Origin of the sequence: Streptomyces sp. NPDC017993, from assembly GCF_044328065.1 — a bacterium.
Taxonomy (GTDB): domain Bacteria; phylum Actinomycetota; class Actinomycetes; order Streptomycetales; family Streptomycetaceae; genus Streptomyces.
The window spans coordinates 64,835-80,827 of sequence record NZ_JBIRGO010000019.1; the positions used below are offsets into that span (position 1 = coordinate 64,835).

Here is a 15,993-nt window from a genome sequence, read left to right on the forward strand (position 1 = left end):
TCGATCGATGGTGCGCGACCGCGGCGAATTCGTCGTGGGATCTGGTGCAGGTGTTGCGCCATGGACCACGGAAGTGGCGCCGCTCCCGCCCCTGGTGTCTCCGGCGGTGGGCAGGTCTGGCGCCGGGGGGTGCCACCTTGGCTCATCGGTGCCATCGCGGCGTCAGAGCGGTGCCACGCGGTGGATCGTGCTTCCGGGAGAGGCTGTGGCGCCGGCGCACGCGCTCGTACGTAAAACGTAAGGCCCCGCCACGGTGCGGGCCGGGCATCGCCGCCGGACAGGGTGAACTGGCCGTGTAGCGGAGGCCCCGGAAAGGTGGTGTCCCGCCGGCGCCGAGCCGGCGGGACACCCTTCGCCTACCGGCGGAAGTTGATGATCACCTGGCTGCCTCGCACAGGATTTTCGATGAAGGCGGGCTCCTCAGCGGCCAGGACGGAGCGCTGAGCGGGCAGGCCAGGTCCCATGCAGCTCAGCTCGCGGCCGTCGATGGCGTTGGGGCGGGCCGGTCAACCCGGACCGGTGTTTTGCTGCCCTGCCCCAGCCCCTGCCCCAGCCCCCCTGCCCCTGTCGGCTTTCACGTCGACCGGCCGAAGAACTCCAGCTCGGCGATGGCCACTTGCTTTTTATCCGTGGCGCCGTACGCGGAGTGCAGCACCACCCGTACGGTCATCGCCTCCCGTACAGCCACATCGATCTTCTGCACCCCGCCGTCATTGATCCGACGGTGCGAGAGGTACTGCTTGCCCGCGGAGTCGGTCACGATCAGGTCGAACTCGCGCGGACGGGCCGGGTCGGTGGCCTGCGGGGTGCGTGCGGAGGATCCGGAGGTGATCAGAACGTTGAGCAGGTCGGTGGGCTGGCCGAATCCGGCCTCCAGGTACTGGCCGTCCGAGTTGCCTGAATAGCCCGTGCCCCACCAGGTGTTGGAGTAGCCGTCGAATGCCAGCTTCATGTCCTGCTTGGGGTCGGAGTGCGATGCCTTCCAGGTGGCGGGGGGTACGGGGACGCGCTTGGCGAAGTGATCCTGTATGGCCCGCGCGGCCGGCGGCCCCCCGAAGATTCCCCCGACCACTGCGGCTGCGATCGCCGTCGCCACCACGGCCCGGGTGATCCACCGGGTGCGGTCGCGTTGCAGCCGCGGCCGCTGCCCTGCGTACGGGCCTTCGGCGGCCTCTCGCGCGGTGTCGGCGAGGGGGTTGGCGCAGCTCCGGCAGAAGTGCCGGCGTGGCGCGTTGAGCGCGCCACAGCTCGGGCACGGTGCGCCGTGCTCGGGCTCGGGGGCCGCCTGCGGGGTGCGGACCCGGGGCCGGGGGGCATCGGGACGGCCCGGCAGCACACTGCCGGGTGCCTCGGGAGGCGGGGTGGGGGAGGCGCCCGGTACGGGGACCAGGAGGGCGCGGATGCCGGTGTCGGAGACGCCCCCTCCGCCGGCCGGACGGGGGGCGGCCGGGGCGTCCGGACCGGCAGGGCCGGACTGGGACCGGCCCGCGCCCGCGTCGTTCGCGGCGGTGGACGGGAGCGGGACGGTCGGGTCTGCGTCCGCGCCCTGCTGCGCGTCGGCGGCCGAGTGGCTGCCATCGCCAGTGGCGGGAGCGGGAGCAGCGGTGGGAGCGGTGGGGCCCGTTGCGGGCGTGGGGGCGCCGGACGGTCCAGGGTGGCCCGGGGCACCAGGGCCGGGAGCGGATTCCGGGACGTTTGCGGCCGGGGCCGGGGGAGTCGGATGCGCCCCAGGGGCCGGACGCTCCGGACCCGACGTGGGCGACTGCGGCGCCGGCCGGTCCCAGCGCAGGAAGGCACCGCAGGAGTCGCAGAAGGACTGGCCTGTCTGAGGGGTGGGGGTGCCGCAGTCGGGGCAGGTGGCGTGGTCTGTGGGCATGGGTCAGATCCCTTCAGGGGAGAGCAGGGGGGCCACCTCGGCCGTGAAGGGGAGGTGCGCGGGGCGGGCCGCCGCGACGACGGCGTGCAGACGGTGGGGGTCGGTGGCGGAGGGGTCGCGGACCCGCAACGTCACCCGCAGGCCGGGGCGCGACGCGCCAGGGAAGGGGCCCAGGGGGCGGGCGGACCAGGTCGCGCCGCCGCTCTCGGTGATCTCCGGGCGTACTCCGAAGGCCAGATGCACGGACTCCGACAGGCCACGCCGGGTGCCTCGTACGCGGTGCAGCGAGACGGCTGTGGCCACGGCGCGACGGCGGGTGGCCAGCGGTTCCGTGCCGTCGAGTTCGGTGCCGACCCACGTGGTCAGCCAGTCGACGAAGTCCTCCGGCGCGAGGGCGGGCGTGAAGTAGCTCTCCAGGCAGTCCAGGACGTTGAAGAGGGGGGCGAGTACGACATCGAGGCCCTCGACGAAGCGCTGGGCGAAGTCGTCGTCGGCGTAGACGGCGGGGAGTTGCCCGCCCAGCGGGTGCGGGGAGGGCATCCCCGCGGGTGTGCCTCTCATCGGGCCTCGATCACGCGGACGCGGTGGTCGAAGGGGAACAGGAGGGCGGACGGGGCGAGTTCGATGCGGTCGGTGGCGTCGCCGCGGCGACCGGTGAGCGGGTCCGCGGGGTGCAGGAGGACCTCGTCGACGAGCTCCACGCCGGGTACGCGCTGCAGGGCGGCGAAGATCTCGCCGGAGCGCAGCGGGCGGCCGAAGGGCCAGCCGTCGCCGAAGGCTCCGCCGGTCAGCGGATCGAGGTAGGTGTGGAGCGCGTCCAGGGCCTCGGCCCGTACGCGGTCGGCCCGCGCCGCCCGGAAGGAGTGCAGCGTCGCGACGACCGTGACGCCTTGGTAGAAGGGCGGGCCGACCGCGAGGCGGGTGCCCAGGGGGCGGCGCTCGTCGAGGAACTGCGTGACACGGCTCAGAAGTTCTTCCCCGGGCACCAGCTGTTCGAAGCGGAGCCGGCCGCCGCGGTCGGGGACGGCCTGGGGGACGACCAGGACCCGGACGGCGTTCTCGCCGGTTTGGCCGGGGTCGGTGGCCGACGCGCTCAAGGGGCTCGCGGCGCCCGTCGAGCGCTCGGCGGGATCGACCGCGAGGCAGGCGATGCGGGCGGCCTCGGGGGCCGCACGCCGCGCCAGCTCCTCGTAGTCGCGGGCAGTCACGGCCCGTTCCTGAGCGCGCAGCGCGATCGGCGCGCGGACCTTGGCCTCCTGTACCGTCTCGCCATCGACCCCGCCGCGCGCCGCCTCGCGGTTCTCCACACGCGCCACGTACGGGATCGAGCTGCGCAGCACCTGGATAGCGCCGCGCGCCACATTGCCCGACCTCCCGCCGCCGGTGCGGTAGTGCGCGGCCCGTATCACCGATCCCTTGACCGGTACGGCCCCGAACTGCCCTACAGAACCGTCCGGTTGGCGCACCGAAGGGCCGAATGCGATCTCGCCGGTCGCTTCCTCCAGTGTGATGTGCCGGTCGTGCGGGCCGGAGGCCGCGAAGTCGGGGACGACCTGCCACTCCTGCCAGCCGTCGCCGTCCGAGACCTCCAGCCGCAGCGGCGGGCGGTCGGCGACGACGGGTGCGTGCGCCAGGCGCAGGCGCTGGCCGGGCACGCCCGCGGACTCGCCGAGCTGTTCGTCCCGCACCACGTCGGCGTGCGCGACCTTCGTCGTGCCCCCGATGGTGAACGCGGAGGCAGACCGTACGGTCGGTGAGGCGCTGTAGAACGGCTGGCCGGGCGCGGCCTCGATGACGCGGCAGCGCAGCCACGCGGCATCCGTCCTGCCGACTCGGGAGACGGTGTGCCCGGCCGGGATGTGCAGCACGACCTCGCCGGGCCGGTTGAGGCCACCGGTGGAGTCCTCCTCGACCTCGCACTCCGTCCATCCGTCGGCGGTCCATGCCTCCCAGCGCAGCGGCGGCTGGCGCGGGTCGACGCCGACGCCGTCCACCCGGCTGTCCAGCCGCAGGACGGCCACGCACCGCGGCACCGCCGCCGACAGCCCGAACAGGAGGGTGTCGCCCGGCTGCGGGGCGGTCGCGAAGACGGCCACATCGCGGCCGCCGAAGACATCCTGACCGCAGTCCTCGGGAGTGGTCCCCGCCTCCTGCCGCAGTACGTCCGACAGTTCGCAGGGCACGACGGTCAGATCGTCCTCGGTGGCGAAGGCAACTGCCTCCTCGGTCTCGGTCCGGCCGGTGGCCACCTCCGTCCCGGCGGGCAGCACGACCGGCTCGGCCTGTGGGGCGGAGAGCCAGAAGGTGACGTCGGCGCGGGCGGCGGAGGGCGGGAACAGGGTGACGCCCAGCAGGTCGAGGAAGGCCAGATGGTTCTTCTCCGGCACACGGTTGAGCCGGTAGACGATCTGGTCGGCCATGTGCGCGACGGCCTCGATGAGGGTCACTCCCGGGTCCGAGACATTGTGATCGGTCCACTCGGGGCAGCGCTGCTGGATATAGCGTTTGGCGTCGTCGACGAACTGCTGAAAGCGACGGTCGTCGAGATGGGGTGCGGGCAGGGCCATCAGGCTTCGCTCTCCGGGCTCTCCGTGGACGGGATGACATAGAAGGGGAAGACGAGGCTGCGCGGGTTGTTGGTGCCGCGCACGCTGTAGCGCACGTCGATGAACAGCACGGACGGATCGTCGGGCGCCGGGCTGACCTCGACGTCCTGGACCTCGATACGCGGCTCCCAGCGGTCGAGCGAGGACCGCACCTCGTAGCGGATGCGCCCGGCCGTCGCCTCGTTGACCGGTGCGAAGACCATGTCGTGGACGGCGCAGCCGAACTCCGGCCGCATCGGGCGCTCGCCGGGCGCGGTCGCGAGGACAAGCCGGATCGACTCCTCGACCTCGCGCTCCCTGCGGGCCAGCGCGATGCCGCCGCCGGCGTCGATGCGCAGCGGAAACGTCCAGCCCGCGCCGACGAACTGCTCACTCACGTCCGGTGACCCCCTTGAGATGCATGTCCCTCAACTTCCTCAAGCCCCTTAGAAAGGAATGCCGTTGCGCAGGACGGCCGGTGCGTTCAGCGTGACCGTGGCGGGCGAGCTGATGGCTGCCGCGGCGCCCGCGTTGACGGCTACCGCGCCGACCGCGCTGACGGAGACCGCGCCGACCGAGTTGACGGCAACCGCGCCGGCCGACTTGAGGCTGACGGCGCCGGTCGCGTTGATGTCCGCCGCGGCGCCGGCCACGACTCCGAACTTCGCGCCCGCCTTGATGTCGACCGCCCCGCCGGCGCTCATCGTCAGTGAGCCGCCCGCGGTCAGCGACAGGTTGCCGCCCGCCTTGATGCTGACGTTGCGGGTCCCGGTGATGGAGACGGAGCCGTCGCTGCGAATGGTCACGCTGGTCCGCGTCTCATCCATGTGGACGGTGAGACGGCCGTTGCCGGTCTGCAGCCTGATGCCGCTCTTCATCCGGGACTTGGCGTCCACCAGCTCGACGGTGTGGCCGCTGCGCGAGGCGATGGAGCGCCAGTTGACCCGGCCGCTTGTCGGATCCACCGCGGGCAGCCCGTCCGGGTCGGGAGTCGGCTTGTCCTTGCCGTTGTACAGCCCGGCCAGGACGTAGGGATGCTCCAGCGAGCCCCGGTCGAAGGCGACAAGCACCTCGTCGCCCACCTCCGGCAGCATCAGACCGCCGCCCCGTACGCCGCCCAGCTGCGCGATCCGGCACCAGTCGCTCTCGTAGGTGTCCGAGAGCCACGGGAAACGCAGCTTGACCCGGCCCATCCTCAGCGGGTCCTTGCCGTTGCTGACCAGCGCCATGGCGACGCCCGGCATCGGCGGCGCCGCGTCCGCGCCACCGGAAGCCAGCCCGTACAGCGACCGGAACTGCCGCCCCGACACGGTCAGCCACGTGGTGAACTGCCGCCCGGACTCGAAGACATGGCGGACGCCGGTCGCGGTGTACTTCCCTTCGAAGGGGAAACCGGCGCCCTTCAGCGCGACGGGTTGGCCCGGCTTCAGCTGCGGATTCCCGGTGACCGCCACCTCCAGCTCCGCGAAGGAGCCCGCCACGTCGTCCGCGAGCGCCCGGGCGGCATGGGTGACCTGGGCCTGAGTGGTGAACGGCGTGTCCGTGGCGGTCAGTTCGGCCGCCCCGAAGGGTTTGCTGAGCGCCGCGGGTGCGATGTCGGCGACGATGTCCTTGCTCGCCGCGGCGGAGGACTGTGCGGACAGAGCCCGCTTTGCCCGCATGTCCCAGCCCCGCGCGCCCGCCTTGTCGACCTGCCCGGCGGCGGTGACGGCGATTCGGCTGTGCAGCGCGTTGTGGCCGAACTCCAGGACGTACGGGCTCTGCGCGGCCGGTGTGGTGTCGGCGGGCGCGGACGAGGCCGGGGCGAGCTTGCCGAACTGCAGCTTGCCCTTCGGGTCGAAGGAGAGATGGACGTCGTTCTCCTGGGCGAGGCGGGCCAGGAAGTCCCAGTCGGTGATATTGGGCTGGGTGGCCAGCTCGTAGACGGTGCGGGTGGCCTCCACCTTGCCGAGGGCGAGCTTGTTGAGGCCGGCGAGACGGCGCACGATGTCACTCGCGGTCATGTTGGGGTAGCCCGCGACCCGTCGATTGCGCAGTAGCCGGTGCCCCGGGTCGTATCCGCGTACGACCAGCGACTTGCCGCTCGCGTCCGCGTCCACTTCGAGAGCGGTGACCTCGCCGGTCAGCATGGGCGTGCCGCGCTGCCCGTCCGTGAAGGGCGACAGCACCGCCTTCGCGCCGACCTTGATCTGCGGGAAGGTCTTGAGGATGTCCGAACCCGTGTCACTGAAGGTGAGCTGGAAGGCGGACGGCACATTGACGCTCGCGTCCACCCAGCCTGCGGTGAGGAGGGCGGCGAGCTTGTCGGGCAGCGGCGTGCCGCCGATCTCGGCGTGCAGGACGCTGGTGTACGTCTTCTCACTCATCGCATGTTCTCGCTGGTCATCGGGCGGCCTCGTGGGTTGTGGGGTGGCCGGTGGGACTGTGCTCGGGACGGCTTCGGGGCCGGCCTTCGGGAGGGCCTTCGTCGGCGGCGGGCAGCAGCAGCTCCGTGCCCGGCCGGAGCCGCATCGGATCGTCGATCTCGTTCGCCTCCGCGATCAGCCGCCAGCGGGTCGCGTCCCCGTACTCCCGCCAGGCCAGCGAGGCGAGCGAGTCACCCGCGACCGTGCGGTGGATACGGCGTGCGGAGAGTGCGCCGGAGGTGGGGTTCTGCCCCTTGGTGGGCATGGCCACCTCGGTGAGGGACAGCGTGCAGGTGGCGCGGATCGGCTCGCCGGTGGGGTTGAAGAGGGTGTAGGTGGCGCTGACGTTCGTCACGTACGCCACGAACTGAACCGTGTTGAACGACCCCCAGGAGAACCGGACCCAAGGCGGCGAGGGCCGCTTGGAATTGACGCTCTGCGCCGTCACCTCGCAGCAGGACAGCAGCAGTTCGACCTGCTTCTGCACCTTCCCGGAATTCGGGGTGCCGGAGGCGTCCAGGAACACCTCCAGCTGGAGCGTGGCGGGCCGGGTGCCGGTGAACTTGGGTGGGGCACCTCGCATATAGGCGACTGCGGCCTGGGTGTGCCACTCCGCCTCCCGACCCAGTTGCAACTGGGTCGGATTGAACTGGAACTCCACCTCACCGATGCGGCCGCCGATGGAGCCGCCGAGGTCGGTGGGGGGCTGGTGGATGGCGAGAGCGGCCCGTACGAGGCTCGCGCCCGCCTTCCCGCCGGCCGGTGCGGCCACCTCAGGCACCTCCCGCGTCGGTGAATCCGTGGTGCGCGATCTCCAGCGTCTCGGTCGCCACGCCCGGACTGGCCGGGTCCAGACTCGGCCCCTGCCAGCGCACGGGCAGCACCTCCACCAGCCCCCACTGCGCGACGACCGAGCCGTCTGCGCGGAGGGCGGCGATCTGGGCGGTGGGCCGGCTGATGCCGGTGGCCAGGGACGAAATCCAGGCGGCCACACGGGAGGTGTCGGCGGTGAGGGGGCGGGTGAGACGGATCGTGGAGAACGTCACGCGGGTGGGCAATTGCCAGACGAAGCCGTTGTTGCCGCCCTCCTGGCGCTGCTCCACCTCCACCTCGGAGGCCAGTCCGTCGCAGCCGTTGAAGAGGCCGAGGTCCTGGCCGTCGATGGTCAGCTTGAAGAAGACGGTGGAGCCGGGATCCTGGGCCTGGGGCATGGTGGCTGGTCTTTCGGGTGGAGTGGTGGAGTGGGGCGGGGTTGGGTTGCGGGAGGGCGCGGGTCAGCGGCCGTGATCGCGTAGTCGGCCGATGCGCTCCCGGTCGCTACGCAACTCGGCGCGGAGCAGACGGGAGAGAGGGGCTATCAGCCGGTGGGCGAGAGCGTCCAGGGCGGCCGGGTCGGTTGGGGTGGTGGGGGCAGCCGCGGCAGCCGGGGTGGGCTGTGCGGGTGTCGGTGGTGTGGGGGCGGCTGTGGAGGAGCTGGGGGCACGCTGGATCGGCCGGGGGGCTCCTTGTGGTGTGGGGCCGGGCGATGTGGCTGACGGCGGCCGTCTGGGAGTGGCGGCCGGTGCGAGGGACTGCGGGGGCGGAGTTGGCGCCGTAGCCGGGGCATCGGGAGCGGTTCGCGCGCGCTGCACCACGGGCATGCCGGGAGCGGTTGGCGCACGCTGCACCATGGGCATTCCGGCGGCGGCGGTCGGTGCGGTGGGTGCGCCCGGTGCGGTTCGGACGGTACGAGACGGAGGGAGAGACTGGCTCGGTGGCCGTGTCGAAGCCTGTGCCTGTGCCTGTGCGTGTACCTGTGCTGACGAGTATGCCCGTGCCTGAGCCGATGCCGGTTTCCGTAGGGGGACGGCTGGGACACCCGCTCGTGCGGGAGTCGGTCCCGTTGTGCCTGCCGTGCCTGCCGTGCCTGCCGTGCCTGCCGTGCCTGCCGTGCTCGCCACGGGGCGCAGGGGGATGGCGGCTGCGGGCTGCACGCTTGATCGCTGCACCGCCTCGGGGCCGGCGGACTCCGCCCTTTGCCCGGTGGTCCGTTGCCGGGCGACGGGGTCCAGCGCACGCGTCGAAGCGAGCGGTGCTCGGCGGACGGCGAGGGGAACGGTGAGAGGAGCGGGGGCGCCGGTCGTCAGCACTCGGGTCGTCGGCGTCTTTCGGGATGCCCGGGGGTGGGGTTCCGAGGCGCTGGATGCGGACGTCTGACTCTGCGACGTCTGACTCTCCGGCGTACGGCCCTCCGGCGTACGGCCCTCCGGCGTACGGCCCTCCGGCGTACGGCCCTCCGACGTGTGTGTTGTCCCCAACGGGATTATGGGGATGGGGTGTTCGGTGGGACCCGCGGCACGCTGTACCGGGCTCGGTGCTGCAGGAGCCTGGCCCGGGGCCGGGGCCGGGACCGGGGGCGGAGCCAGAGCCGGGGCGGGGGCCGGGGTCGGTGTTTGGGTCGTTGCCTGCCTCGGTGTCCGCGTAGGTTCCGATATGGCTGTCGGCGTCGGTGCAGCATCCTGGCGAGGGATCGCTGTGGAGTCGACGGGGGCGCCGATCAGTGGCTTCCGTTGGACCGAGGGCTGTGCGGGCGGTGCGGGCTGTGAGGGCTGCGAGGGCTGTCCGGGTCCCCGCGTAAGGCCGTCGTCGGCCGGAGGCTGCACGGGCCGGCCGTCGGCGCGAACCGGCGCGTTCCGGACCGGGTTAGTGGTGCCCGCGCTCGGGGGCAGCGGAGCGCCAAATCCCAAGCGCTGACGACTGGTTCCTGCCGGGCGCCGCGCTGGCGGGTGGGCGGCTTGGCCCACTGCGCGCTGGACCGGGTTGCCTGCCAGGTCGTCGCTACTCGCGGCCGGGCTCGGGGCCGCGTGCTCGCCGGGTTCGGCGTTCGTGCGTGGGGGCGTGATCTCGGGCGAGGACGTGTACGAGACCGGTCGCGGGCTCGGGGGCGGGCTCACGCTTGATGCTGTGTCCCGGGTCGACGGGGTCGTGTCACCGCTCGGCGCCGGGCCGGCGGCGGGTGCCGCGTCCGCGCTCCGGGCGGCCTCTGTCGCGCCGCGCTCGTTCGGGGTGGCCGGTCGGTGTGGGCCAACCGCCCGCCGCTGTACGACCCGTTGGGGGATGTCGCGTCGTACAGCGGCGGGGGCCGCTGCCGCACCCTCGCTCGCCGGTTCGGCGGCAGGGGTGGGGAGTGAGGGGGGAAACGGAGGGGGCGCTGTCGCCCCTTCTGTGGTGGGCTTTGGTGCTGGTGCTGGTGCTGGTGCTGGTGCTGGTGCTGGTGCTTCGGTGCGTTGCAAGGGTGTGTCGGCGGGGGAGGGGGCGGTGCCGGTGCTCCCCGTACCCGGCGCGGTGGCTGTCCGCAGCCGGCGAGGCGGCATCGCGACCTTGCCCGCCGAGGTGAGCGGGGACCGTGCGCCGACGGCCTTCCGTACGGGCATGGCTACGGGAATTGCTGGGGGGAGGGCAGCAGACCTCCCCGCACGCGACGCGGAGCGAGCGGCCTCACCTCCGCCACTGGGCATGACCTTGCCGCCGGGCACGTTCTTGCCACCGGATACGGCCGTGGCTCCCGGCGCGACCTCGCGACCAGGCACGATCGCGTCGCCCCCTCCGGCCCCGCCAAGGCCCCCGGACGCCGGCTCGGCCATAGCCGACCCGGGCCGCTCACTCCGCAGGGCGCGCGACGGCATGACAGACGGCATGACAGAGGGAGTGGCGGAAGGAGTGAGGGACGGTGTGACGGATGGCCCGCCCGCCGAGGCCAACGGCCCGCCCGCCGAGGCGGTCGGCGGCATGCTCGGCGGCATGACCGATGCTGCGTTCGGCGCGTCGTTCAGAGGAGTCGCGGAAGGCATCTCGCTCCCCGAAGCCGATTGACGAGGAGTGCCTGGGGCAGCTGTCGGGATACGCGGCGCGCTCGACGACGCCGCGCGCTGAACGGCGGCCGCACCCCGGGTCTCCGTACCTGCCTCGCCCCGGGTCCCTTTACGCGCCGCCCCTGGGGCCTCCGTGCGTGCCCCATCCCGGGACCTCGCACGCGTCTCCCGGCCGACCCCGGCCTGAGGCACGGAACGCACCCCGACGCCCTGACCGGCACCCGCACCTCGTCCCACGTCAGCCCCCGGCAGGGCAGCGAACCCAGCGCCCGCGCCTCGCCCGGCGTTCGCCCCCTGCACGGCAGCGAACCCGGAGGCCGCCCCGGCGCTCCCGGCCGCCGCCTCATCGATCCGCCCCGCGACCGGAAGCTGCAGAACCGGCAGGCCGAGGTCGAGGGGGCGGCCCGCGACGGGCACCAGCGCATCGCGCACCACTCCGCCGGGTGCCGAAGCATGTACGTCATGCCCCAGCTCCCCTCCGAAGGAGGGATTGCGGTGCGCGCTCAACGACGCGGCGAAGCCGGCCTCCGCGACGGTGCGGGGCGCCCCCAGGACTCGCTGGATGGGGGGCATGGCGGACCAGCCGCCACCACCGCCACCGTCCGCGCTCCCGGCAAAAACTTCCGCAACCGCCCCGGCCTCAGGCCCGTGTGCACGGTGCGCACCCTCCGCACCCCGAGACCCTCGACGCCACCTGAACAACCCCATCCTCAGTCACTGCTTCCCTTCAGCCCGCTCCACCAGGGCGGCGATCTGTGACACGTACGCGCGCCGGTCGGCGTGCTCGAGGTCGAGGATGTCGTCGACGCCCCAGTGGAAGTGGTAGGCGAGATAGGCGACTTCCTCCTCGATACGCCCGGTCGCGTACGTCACGATTCCCCCAGGCGGCTCCCGGCCAGCTCCACTTCGAAGGGCTCCTCGCAGTGCGGGCAGGACACCGCGGCGCGCGTGTGTCCCTCCGCATTGATCTGCCGATAGAAGTCCTGGAGGAAGGCCAGGTCGGAGGCGAACATGTTCTCCACCGTCCCGTCGTGCACGGACGCGAGCGTCCCGAGCCGGGTGATGACCCGGCCCAGCAGCACGACCGACAGATACGCCGGGTTCTCGCGCACGCGCACGTCCCGCAGCGGGATCAGTTCGTCCCGTGCCGTGGCGAGCCGCATCGCGCCGTTTCGGTGGACGGCACCGGACTCGTCCACGAATCCGCGCGGCAACTCGAACTCGAATTCCGTACGCAATGGCTCGCGTTGTTGTTGCGCCCCCGCCGGGCCTTCGCGCCGCATTACTCGATGACCAGCTCTTCGAAGACGATGGTGACCTGCTCGGTCAGCGCGGCGGCGTCGCCGGCCTTGACCCCGCTGGTCTCCACCTTGCTGCACCAGGCGTTGCGCATGTTGTAGCGCTTCACGGGGTTGTTCTGGTAGTCCATCATCATGATCGTGGCGTTCTTGCGGGCCGAACCCATATCGCCCGCGATGGACTTGTTGATCCACTCACTGAACGCGCCGCTCTGCGTCATACCGCGGGTCACGGTGCATTCGCCGGCCTTCTTCGTGCCGGGCATCTTCTTCACGACGGGCTTTCCGTCCGCCGAGACCTGCTGGTATTCGATGACGTCCTGCTCCATGGTCAGACCGCTGACCTCCTGCAGATATTCGACCATCACGCCGTCGATCTGCAGGCCGAAATTGTGTGAGGTGAGGGCATCACCGGGCTGAAGGGACAAGGTGGTTCACTCCTGTTGTGAGAAGAGAAGATGGTGACGGGTGAGAGGGAGCGGAAGGGGGCGCTGGGCCCGGCTGTTACTCCTCCAGCTCCCCGCCACCGCCCGAGAACTGGGCCAGCCGGAAGACCACGAATTCGGCGGGCTTGACCGGCGCGATACCGATCTCGCACACGACCCGTCCCAGGTCGACGGACTCGACAGGGTTGGTCTCCGCGTCACACTTCACATAGAACGCGTCCTCGGGCCGCTGCCCGAACAATGCGCCCGAGCGCCACTCATTCACCAGGAACGCCGAGATGTTGCGCCGGATACGGGCCCAGAGTGCCTCGTCGTTCGGCTCGAACACCACCCACTGGGTGCCGATGAGAATCGACTCCTCCAGGTAGTTGAAGTAGCGCCGTACGTTCAGGTAGCGCCACGCCGGGTCGGAGGCCATGGTCCGCGCGCCCCACACCCGGATGCCGCGTCCGGGGAAGGCCCGGATGCAGTTCACGCCGACCGGGTTGAGCAGATCCTGCTCGCCACGGGTGATCTGCAGCTCCAAGTCGACCGCACCACGGACGATTTCATTGGCCGGGGCCTTGTGGACGCCACGCTCGGAGTCGTTACGGGCCCACACACCGGCCATGTGGCCGGACGGCGGAACGGTGCGGGTCTGGCCCGTGGCCGGGTCGAAGGCCTTGATCCACGGGTAGTAGAGCGCGGCGTAGCGGGAGTCGTAGCCCGCGACCTCCTGACGCCACTTGCGGATGTCGCGTGCGTTGAGCGCCGGCGGCGGGTCCAGGACCGCCATCCGGTCGCCCATCAGCTCGCAGTGGGCCACCAGGCCCAGCTGGACGGCCTTGACCTGTTCGAGGTCGATCAGGCCCTGCTGGTAGGCGGCCATGAGGTCGGGTACGGCCACCATGTTGATCTCGTCGAGCGCCTCCAGGCCGCCGAAGCCGGTGCGGTCGGCGGAGTCGCCGATGAACTGGCCGGAGGCGATCCGCTCGCCCGCGCGGTTCGCGGCGGGTGCGGCGGGCGCCGGGGTGGGCGGGGCGAGAGTGACGCTCTGCGCGTCCGGCTTCGCCAACTGCGCCGCCGGTACGGCCTCTTCGACGGCGATCGCCTTGGACCGCTGCTTCACCTGCGCGACGACGTAGTTCCGTGCGCTCTTCTTCGCGCTGACGTCGAAACTCTCGACGACCTTGTCGCCGTCCTTGACGAGCAGCGTGAACCGGTCGGCACTGCCCTCGCCCTCGACGTCCTGCACCTCGACGGTGAGCGCCCCGCCGCCTGCGGAACCGGCCGCGATCGCCGAGACCTTGAAGGTCCCGAGCGCGGTCGGCTCCCCGGCTGTCAGCGCCTTCGGCGCCTCAGGGGCCACGGCCGCCTGCGACTCTCCTTCGCCGGAACCGCCCACCCGCACGACGTACGCGGCCGTTCCGCCGTTGTTGAAGAATCCGTACACGGAGTGCGCGAGGTAGTACCCGTCCGTGAACTCACCGAAGGCGGCCACGTACTGGGACCAGTTCGTCACCAGCGTCGGGTCATTGAGCGGGCCGGTGGGCGCAAGGCCGACGAAGGCCGCAACCGACGTCCCGACGCCTTCGATGGGCCGCGATCCGCTGGCGACTTCCTCGACGTAGACGCCGGGGGACAGGTAGGTGGGCATGTTCTGTTACTCCCTGGATGTGTGAAGTGATCTGTTCGGTGTTTCTCGTGCTGTGCGAAGGCGAGGAAAAACGATGGCGATGAGGATCAGGGCATCGAGTACTCGAAGGTGGCGGCGAAGGAACTCATCGAGGTGGCCGCGATCTTGTCGCACCCCTTGTAGAACTCCTCCGCGTCGTGCGGATCGAATCCGTTGGCGGAGACCAGTTGAGCGAGTGCCTGGTACTCGTTGATCGCTCGCTCCTTGAAGTCCCCGTCTTCCTGGTCCACATCCGCATCACGATGGAATTGAGAGTCCTTGGAGCCGCCGGTAGCGGAGTTTCCCTTGGCCTTGGCGAAGACGGCGTACTTGGTGAGGGCCTCGTGCAATGTTCCGGCCGATCCGGAGACGACCTGGTTGAAGGCGGCGATCGCCACGGTCGGGTTGGCTGCGGCACGGCGGAATTCGGCGCCCTGGATGATGGCGACGATCTTCGTGCAGTACCTACGGCCGTCCTCGCTCATTCCGTCGAAGTCATATCCCGGCTCGGTCAGGGCCCGGATGAAGTGCTTGGCGAGTTCCTTGTCGGACAGGCCGGTGCTGTTCCCGGCGCGTTCGAAAAGTACGTCGTACTCGCCTTCCTGCGGGCCGCCCAGGACGAAGTTTCCGGTATGGCCGATGGAGTAGGCGTTGCCGGTCGGCTTGTGCGTGAACGGGTTCACCATCTTCTGGCGGTTGCGGAACCCGTCAAGATCTTGTTTCGTCCCGCGCGAGGAAAGCCGCCGGCGGACCTCGGCGAGGCGATGGATCTGCTCGGTTTGAGAGAGATCCACTTCCATGTGATCCGGATTCGAAGGACCGGTCGTGATGGCGGTGGGAACCACCGGCGGCAGGTTGGCCGCCCCTGCCTCTCGGACACGCCTTTCGGCGGAATCCAAGAGTTCCTCATACGACGGCCATCGACCGAGGTCCCGCTCATCGCTCGCCATCTTGATGATTTCGTCCCGGACCTTCGCCTTGAAATCTTCGTCCCACCGGGCATGGCGTGCCTTGCCCTTGGCGAAGAGGGTGTCGAGGGGGAGGACATCTTCAGCGGCTTCGATGCTCTTGTTTGCCATCTTGAACGTTCGCTGCACGGGACGATTCCCGTCCGCGGTGCCGTGGTCCGGGGCGTGCGCGGTACCGGCCGTACGCTGCACATCTGCGGAAAGCACCCGGCTCGCATGCGCCTCCGCCTCCCTCTCGAACCGATCGGAGGGATCGCTCACCTTCGTCCCGTCGCCGCGGTCCGTGCCCGAGACCGGGCCGCTGCGCTGCTGGATGACGTGGGTCAGTTCGTGAGCGAGCATGTGCCGGCCCGCCGCGGAGGACGTGTCGTAGCGGCCGCGCTGGAAGACGATGTGCGAACCGGAGGTGTACGCATGGGCATTGACGGACTCGGCGGATTCATGGGCGGAGGTGTCGGTGTGCACGCGTACGTCGGAGAAATCCGCGCCCATGCGGGTCTCCATGTCGGTGCGGACCGGCTCGTTGAGTGGACGGCCGGGCGTGCGCAGGACCTCTTGGACGGGCGAGCGCTGCACGGAGGGGGGCGCGGTGTGTCCGCAGCCCGCGCCGTGCCGGTGCTGCTGCGGTGAGGCCAGGGCGGCCGCGAACGCCGTGTTGCCCACGGCCCGTTGGAGTGCTGCGGCAGCCTCCGGGGTCAGGCGCTCCGCCTCGCCGGCCGCTGCCTGGCGGGCTGCGTCGGAAGCAGGGGAGGGCGTCGTGCGTGCGGCGCGCGTCGCCCCCGAGCGGTCGCTCCCCGAGCCGGGCTGCCGGTCCTGTGCCCGCATGACGTTCCTCCCCCATCACCACTGCTGATCACTGCTGTCGTTACTGCGCACTACGCTCTCGACCTTGGCCGACGGACGGGCCCGG

13 protein-coding genes are annotated in these 15,993 nt (G+C 71.1%); 1 reads left to right on the forward strand and 12 read right to left on the reverse strand.

The annotated features are described in order from the left end of the window. Positions 1 to 574: 574 nt before the first annotated feature. The 7 genes from ACH4FH_RS29715 to ACH4FH_RS29745 are packed head-to-tail and all read right to left on the reverse strand — an operon-like array spanning position 575 to position 8,077. Positions 575 to 1,876, reverse strand: coding sequence for an NADase-type glycan-binding domain-containing protein (locus tag ACH4FH_RS29715; protein ID WP_398559027.1), 1,302 nt, complete (start codon positions 1,874 to 1,876; stop codon positions 575 to 577). Positions 1,877 to 1,879: 3 nt separating this feature from the next. Next, positions 1,880 to 2,437, reverse strand: coding sequence for a phage tail protein (locus ACH4FH_RS29720; protein ID WP_398559028.1), 558 nt, complete (start codon positions 2,435 to 2,437; stop codon positions 1,880 to 1,882). Beyond that, positions 2,434 to 4,443, reverse strand: coding sequence for a putative baseplate assembly protein (locus ACH4FH_RS29725; RefSeq protein ID WP_398559029.1), 2,010 nt, complete (start codon positions 4,441 to 4,443; stop codon positions 2,434 to 2,436). The genes ACH4FH_RS29720 and ACH4FH_RS29725 overlap by 4 nt, the downstream gene beginning before the upstream one ends. Then, positions 4,443 to 4,859, reverse strand: coding sequence for a GPW/gp25 family protein (locus ACH4FH_RS29730; protein ID WP_398559030.1), 417 nt, complete (start codon positions 4,857 to 4,859; stop codon positions 4,443 to 4,445). The genes ACH4FH_RS29725 and ACH4FH_RS29730 overlap by 1 nt, the downstream gene beginning before the upstream one ends. A 48-nt stretch (positions 4,860 to 4,907) precedes the next feature. Then, positions 4,908 to 6,827 (reverse strand): VgrG-related protein, encoded by a 1,920-nt coding sequence (locus tag ACH4FH_RS29735; RefSeq protein WP_398559031.1) that lies wholly within the window; start codon positions 6,825 to 6,827, stop codon positions 4,908 to 4,910. A gap of 16 nt (positions 6,828 to 6,843) precedes the next feature. Continuing rightward, a complete protein-coding gene (locus ACH4FH_RS29740; protein ID WP_398559032.1) occupies positions 6,844 to 7,638 on the reverse strand; it encodes a LysM peptidoglycan-binding domain-containing protein in 795 nt (264 codons plus the stop codon). 1 nt (position 7,639) lies between these two features. Continuing rightward, positions 7,640 to 8,077, reverse strand: coding sequence for a phage tail protein (locus ACH4FH_RS29745; RefSeq protein ID WP_042160550.1), 438 nt, complete (start codon positions 8,075 to 8,077; stop codon positions 7,640 to 7,642). A 2,500-nt stretch (positions 8,078 to 10,577) separates the two neighbouring features. Here ACH4FH_RS29745 and ACH4FH_RS29750 point away from each other — a divergent pair. Further along, positions 10,578 to 10,718 carry a hypothetical protein gene (locus ACH4FH_RS29750; protein ID WP_398559033.1) on the forward strand — a complete coding sequence of 47 codons (141 nt, stop codon included), beginning with the start codon at positions 10,578 to 10,580 and terminating at the stop codon, positions 10,716 to 10,718. 713 nt (positions 10,719 to 11,431) lie between these two features. Here ACH4FH_RS29750 and ACH4FH_RS29755 read toward each other — a convergent pair. The 5 genes from ACH4FH_RS29755 to ACH4FH_RS29775 all read right to left on the reverse strand — a co-directional run bounded on the left by ACH4FH_RS29755 (position 11,432) and on the right by ACH4FH_RS29775 (position 15,908). Beyond that, on the reverse strand, positions 11,432 to 11,590 hold the full coding sequence (locus tag ACH4FH_RS29755) for a DUF6760 family protein (protein WP_362607040.1): 159 nt from the start codon (positions 11,588 to 11,590) through the stop codon (positions 11,432 to 11,434). Beyond that, positions 11,587 to 12,000, reverse strand: a complete 414-nt coding sequence (locus tag ACH4FH_RS29760; protein ID WP_398559034.1) for a hypothetical protein — start codon at positions 11,998 to 12,000, stop codon at positions 11,587 to 11,589. Before ACH4FH_RS29760 ends, ACH4FH_RS29755 begins: the two co-directional genes overlap by 4 nt. Then, a complete protein-coding gene (locus ACH4FH_RS29765) occupies positions 12,000 to 12,443 on the reverse strand; it encodes a phage tail protein (protein ID WP_018087540.1) in 444 nt (147 codons plus the stop codon). Before ACH4FH_RS29765 ends, ACH4FH_RS29760 begins: the two co-directional genes overlap by 1 nt. Before the next feature lie 76 nt (positions 12,444 to 12,519). Beyond that, positions 12,520 to 14,097, reverse strand: a complete 1,578-nt coding sequence (locus ACH4FH_RS29770; RefSeq protein WP_398559035.1) for a phage tail sheath family protein — start codon at positions 14,095 to 14,097, stop codon at positions 12,520 to 12,522. An 86-nt stretch (positions 14,098 to 14,183) separates the two neighbouring features. Then, positions 14,184 to 15,908 carry a DUF4157 domain-containing protein gene (locus ACH4FH_RS29775; RefSeq protein ID WP_398559036.1) on the reverse strand — a complete coding sequence of 575 codons (1,725 nt, stop codon included), beginning with the start codon at positions 15,906 to 15,908 and terminating at the stop codon, positions 14,184 to 14,186. Positions 15,909 to 15,993: the final 85 nt, after the last annotated feature.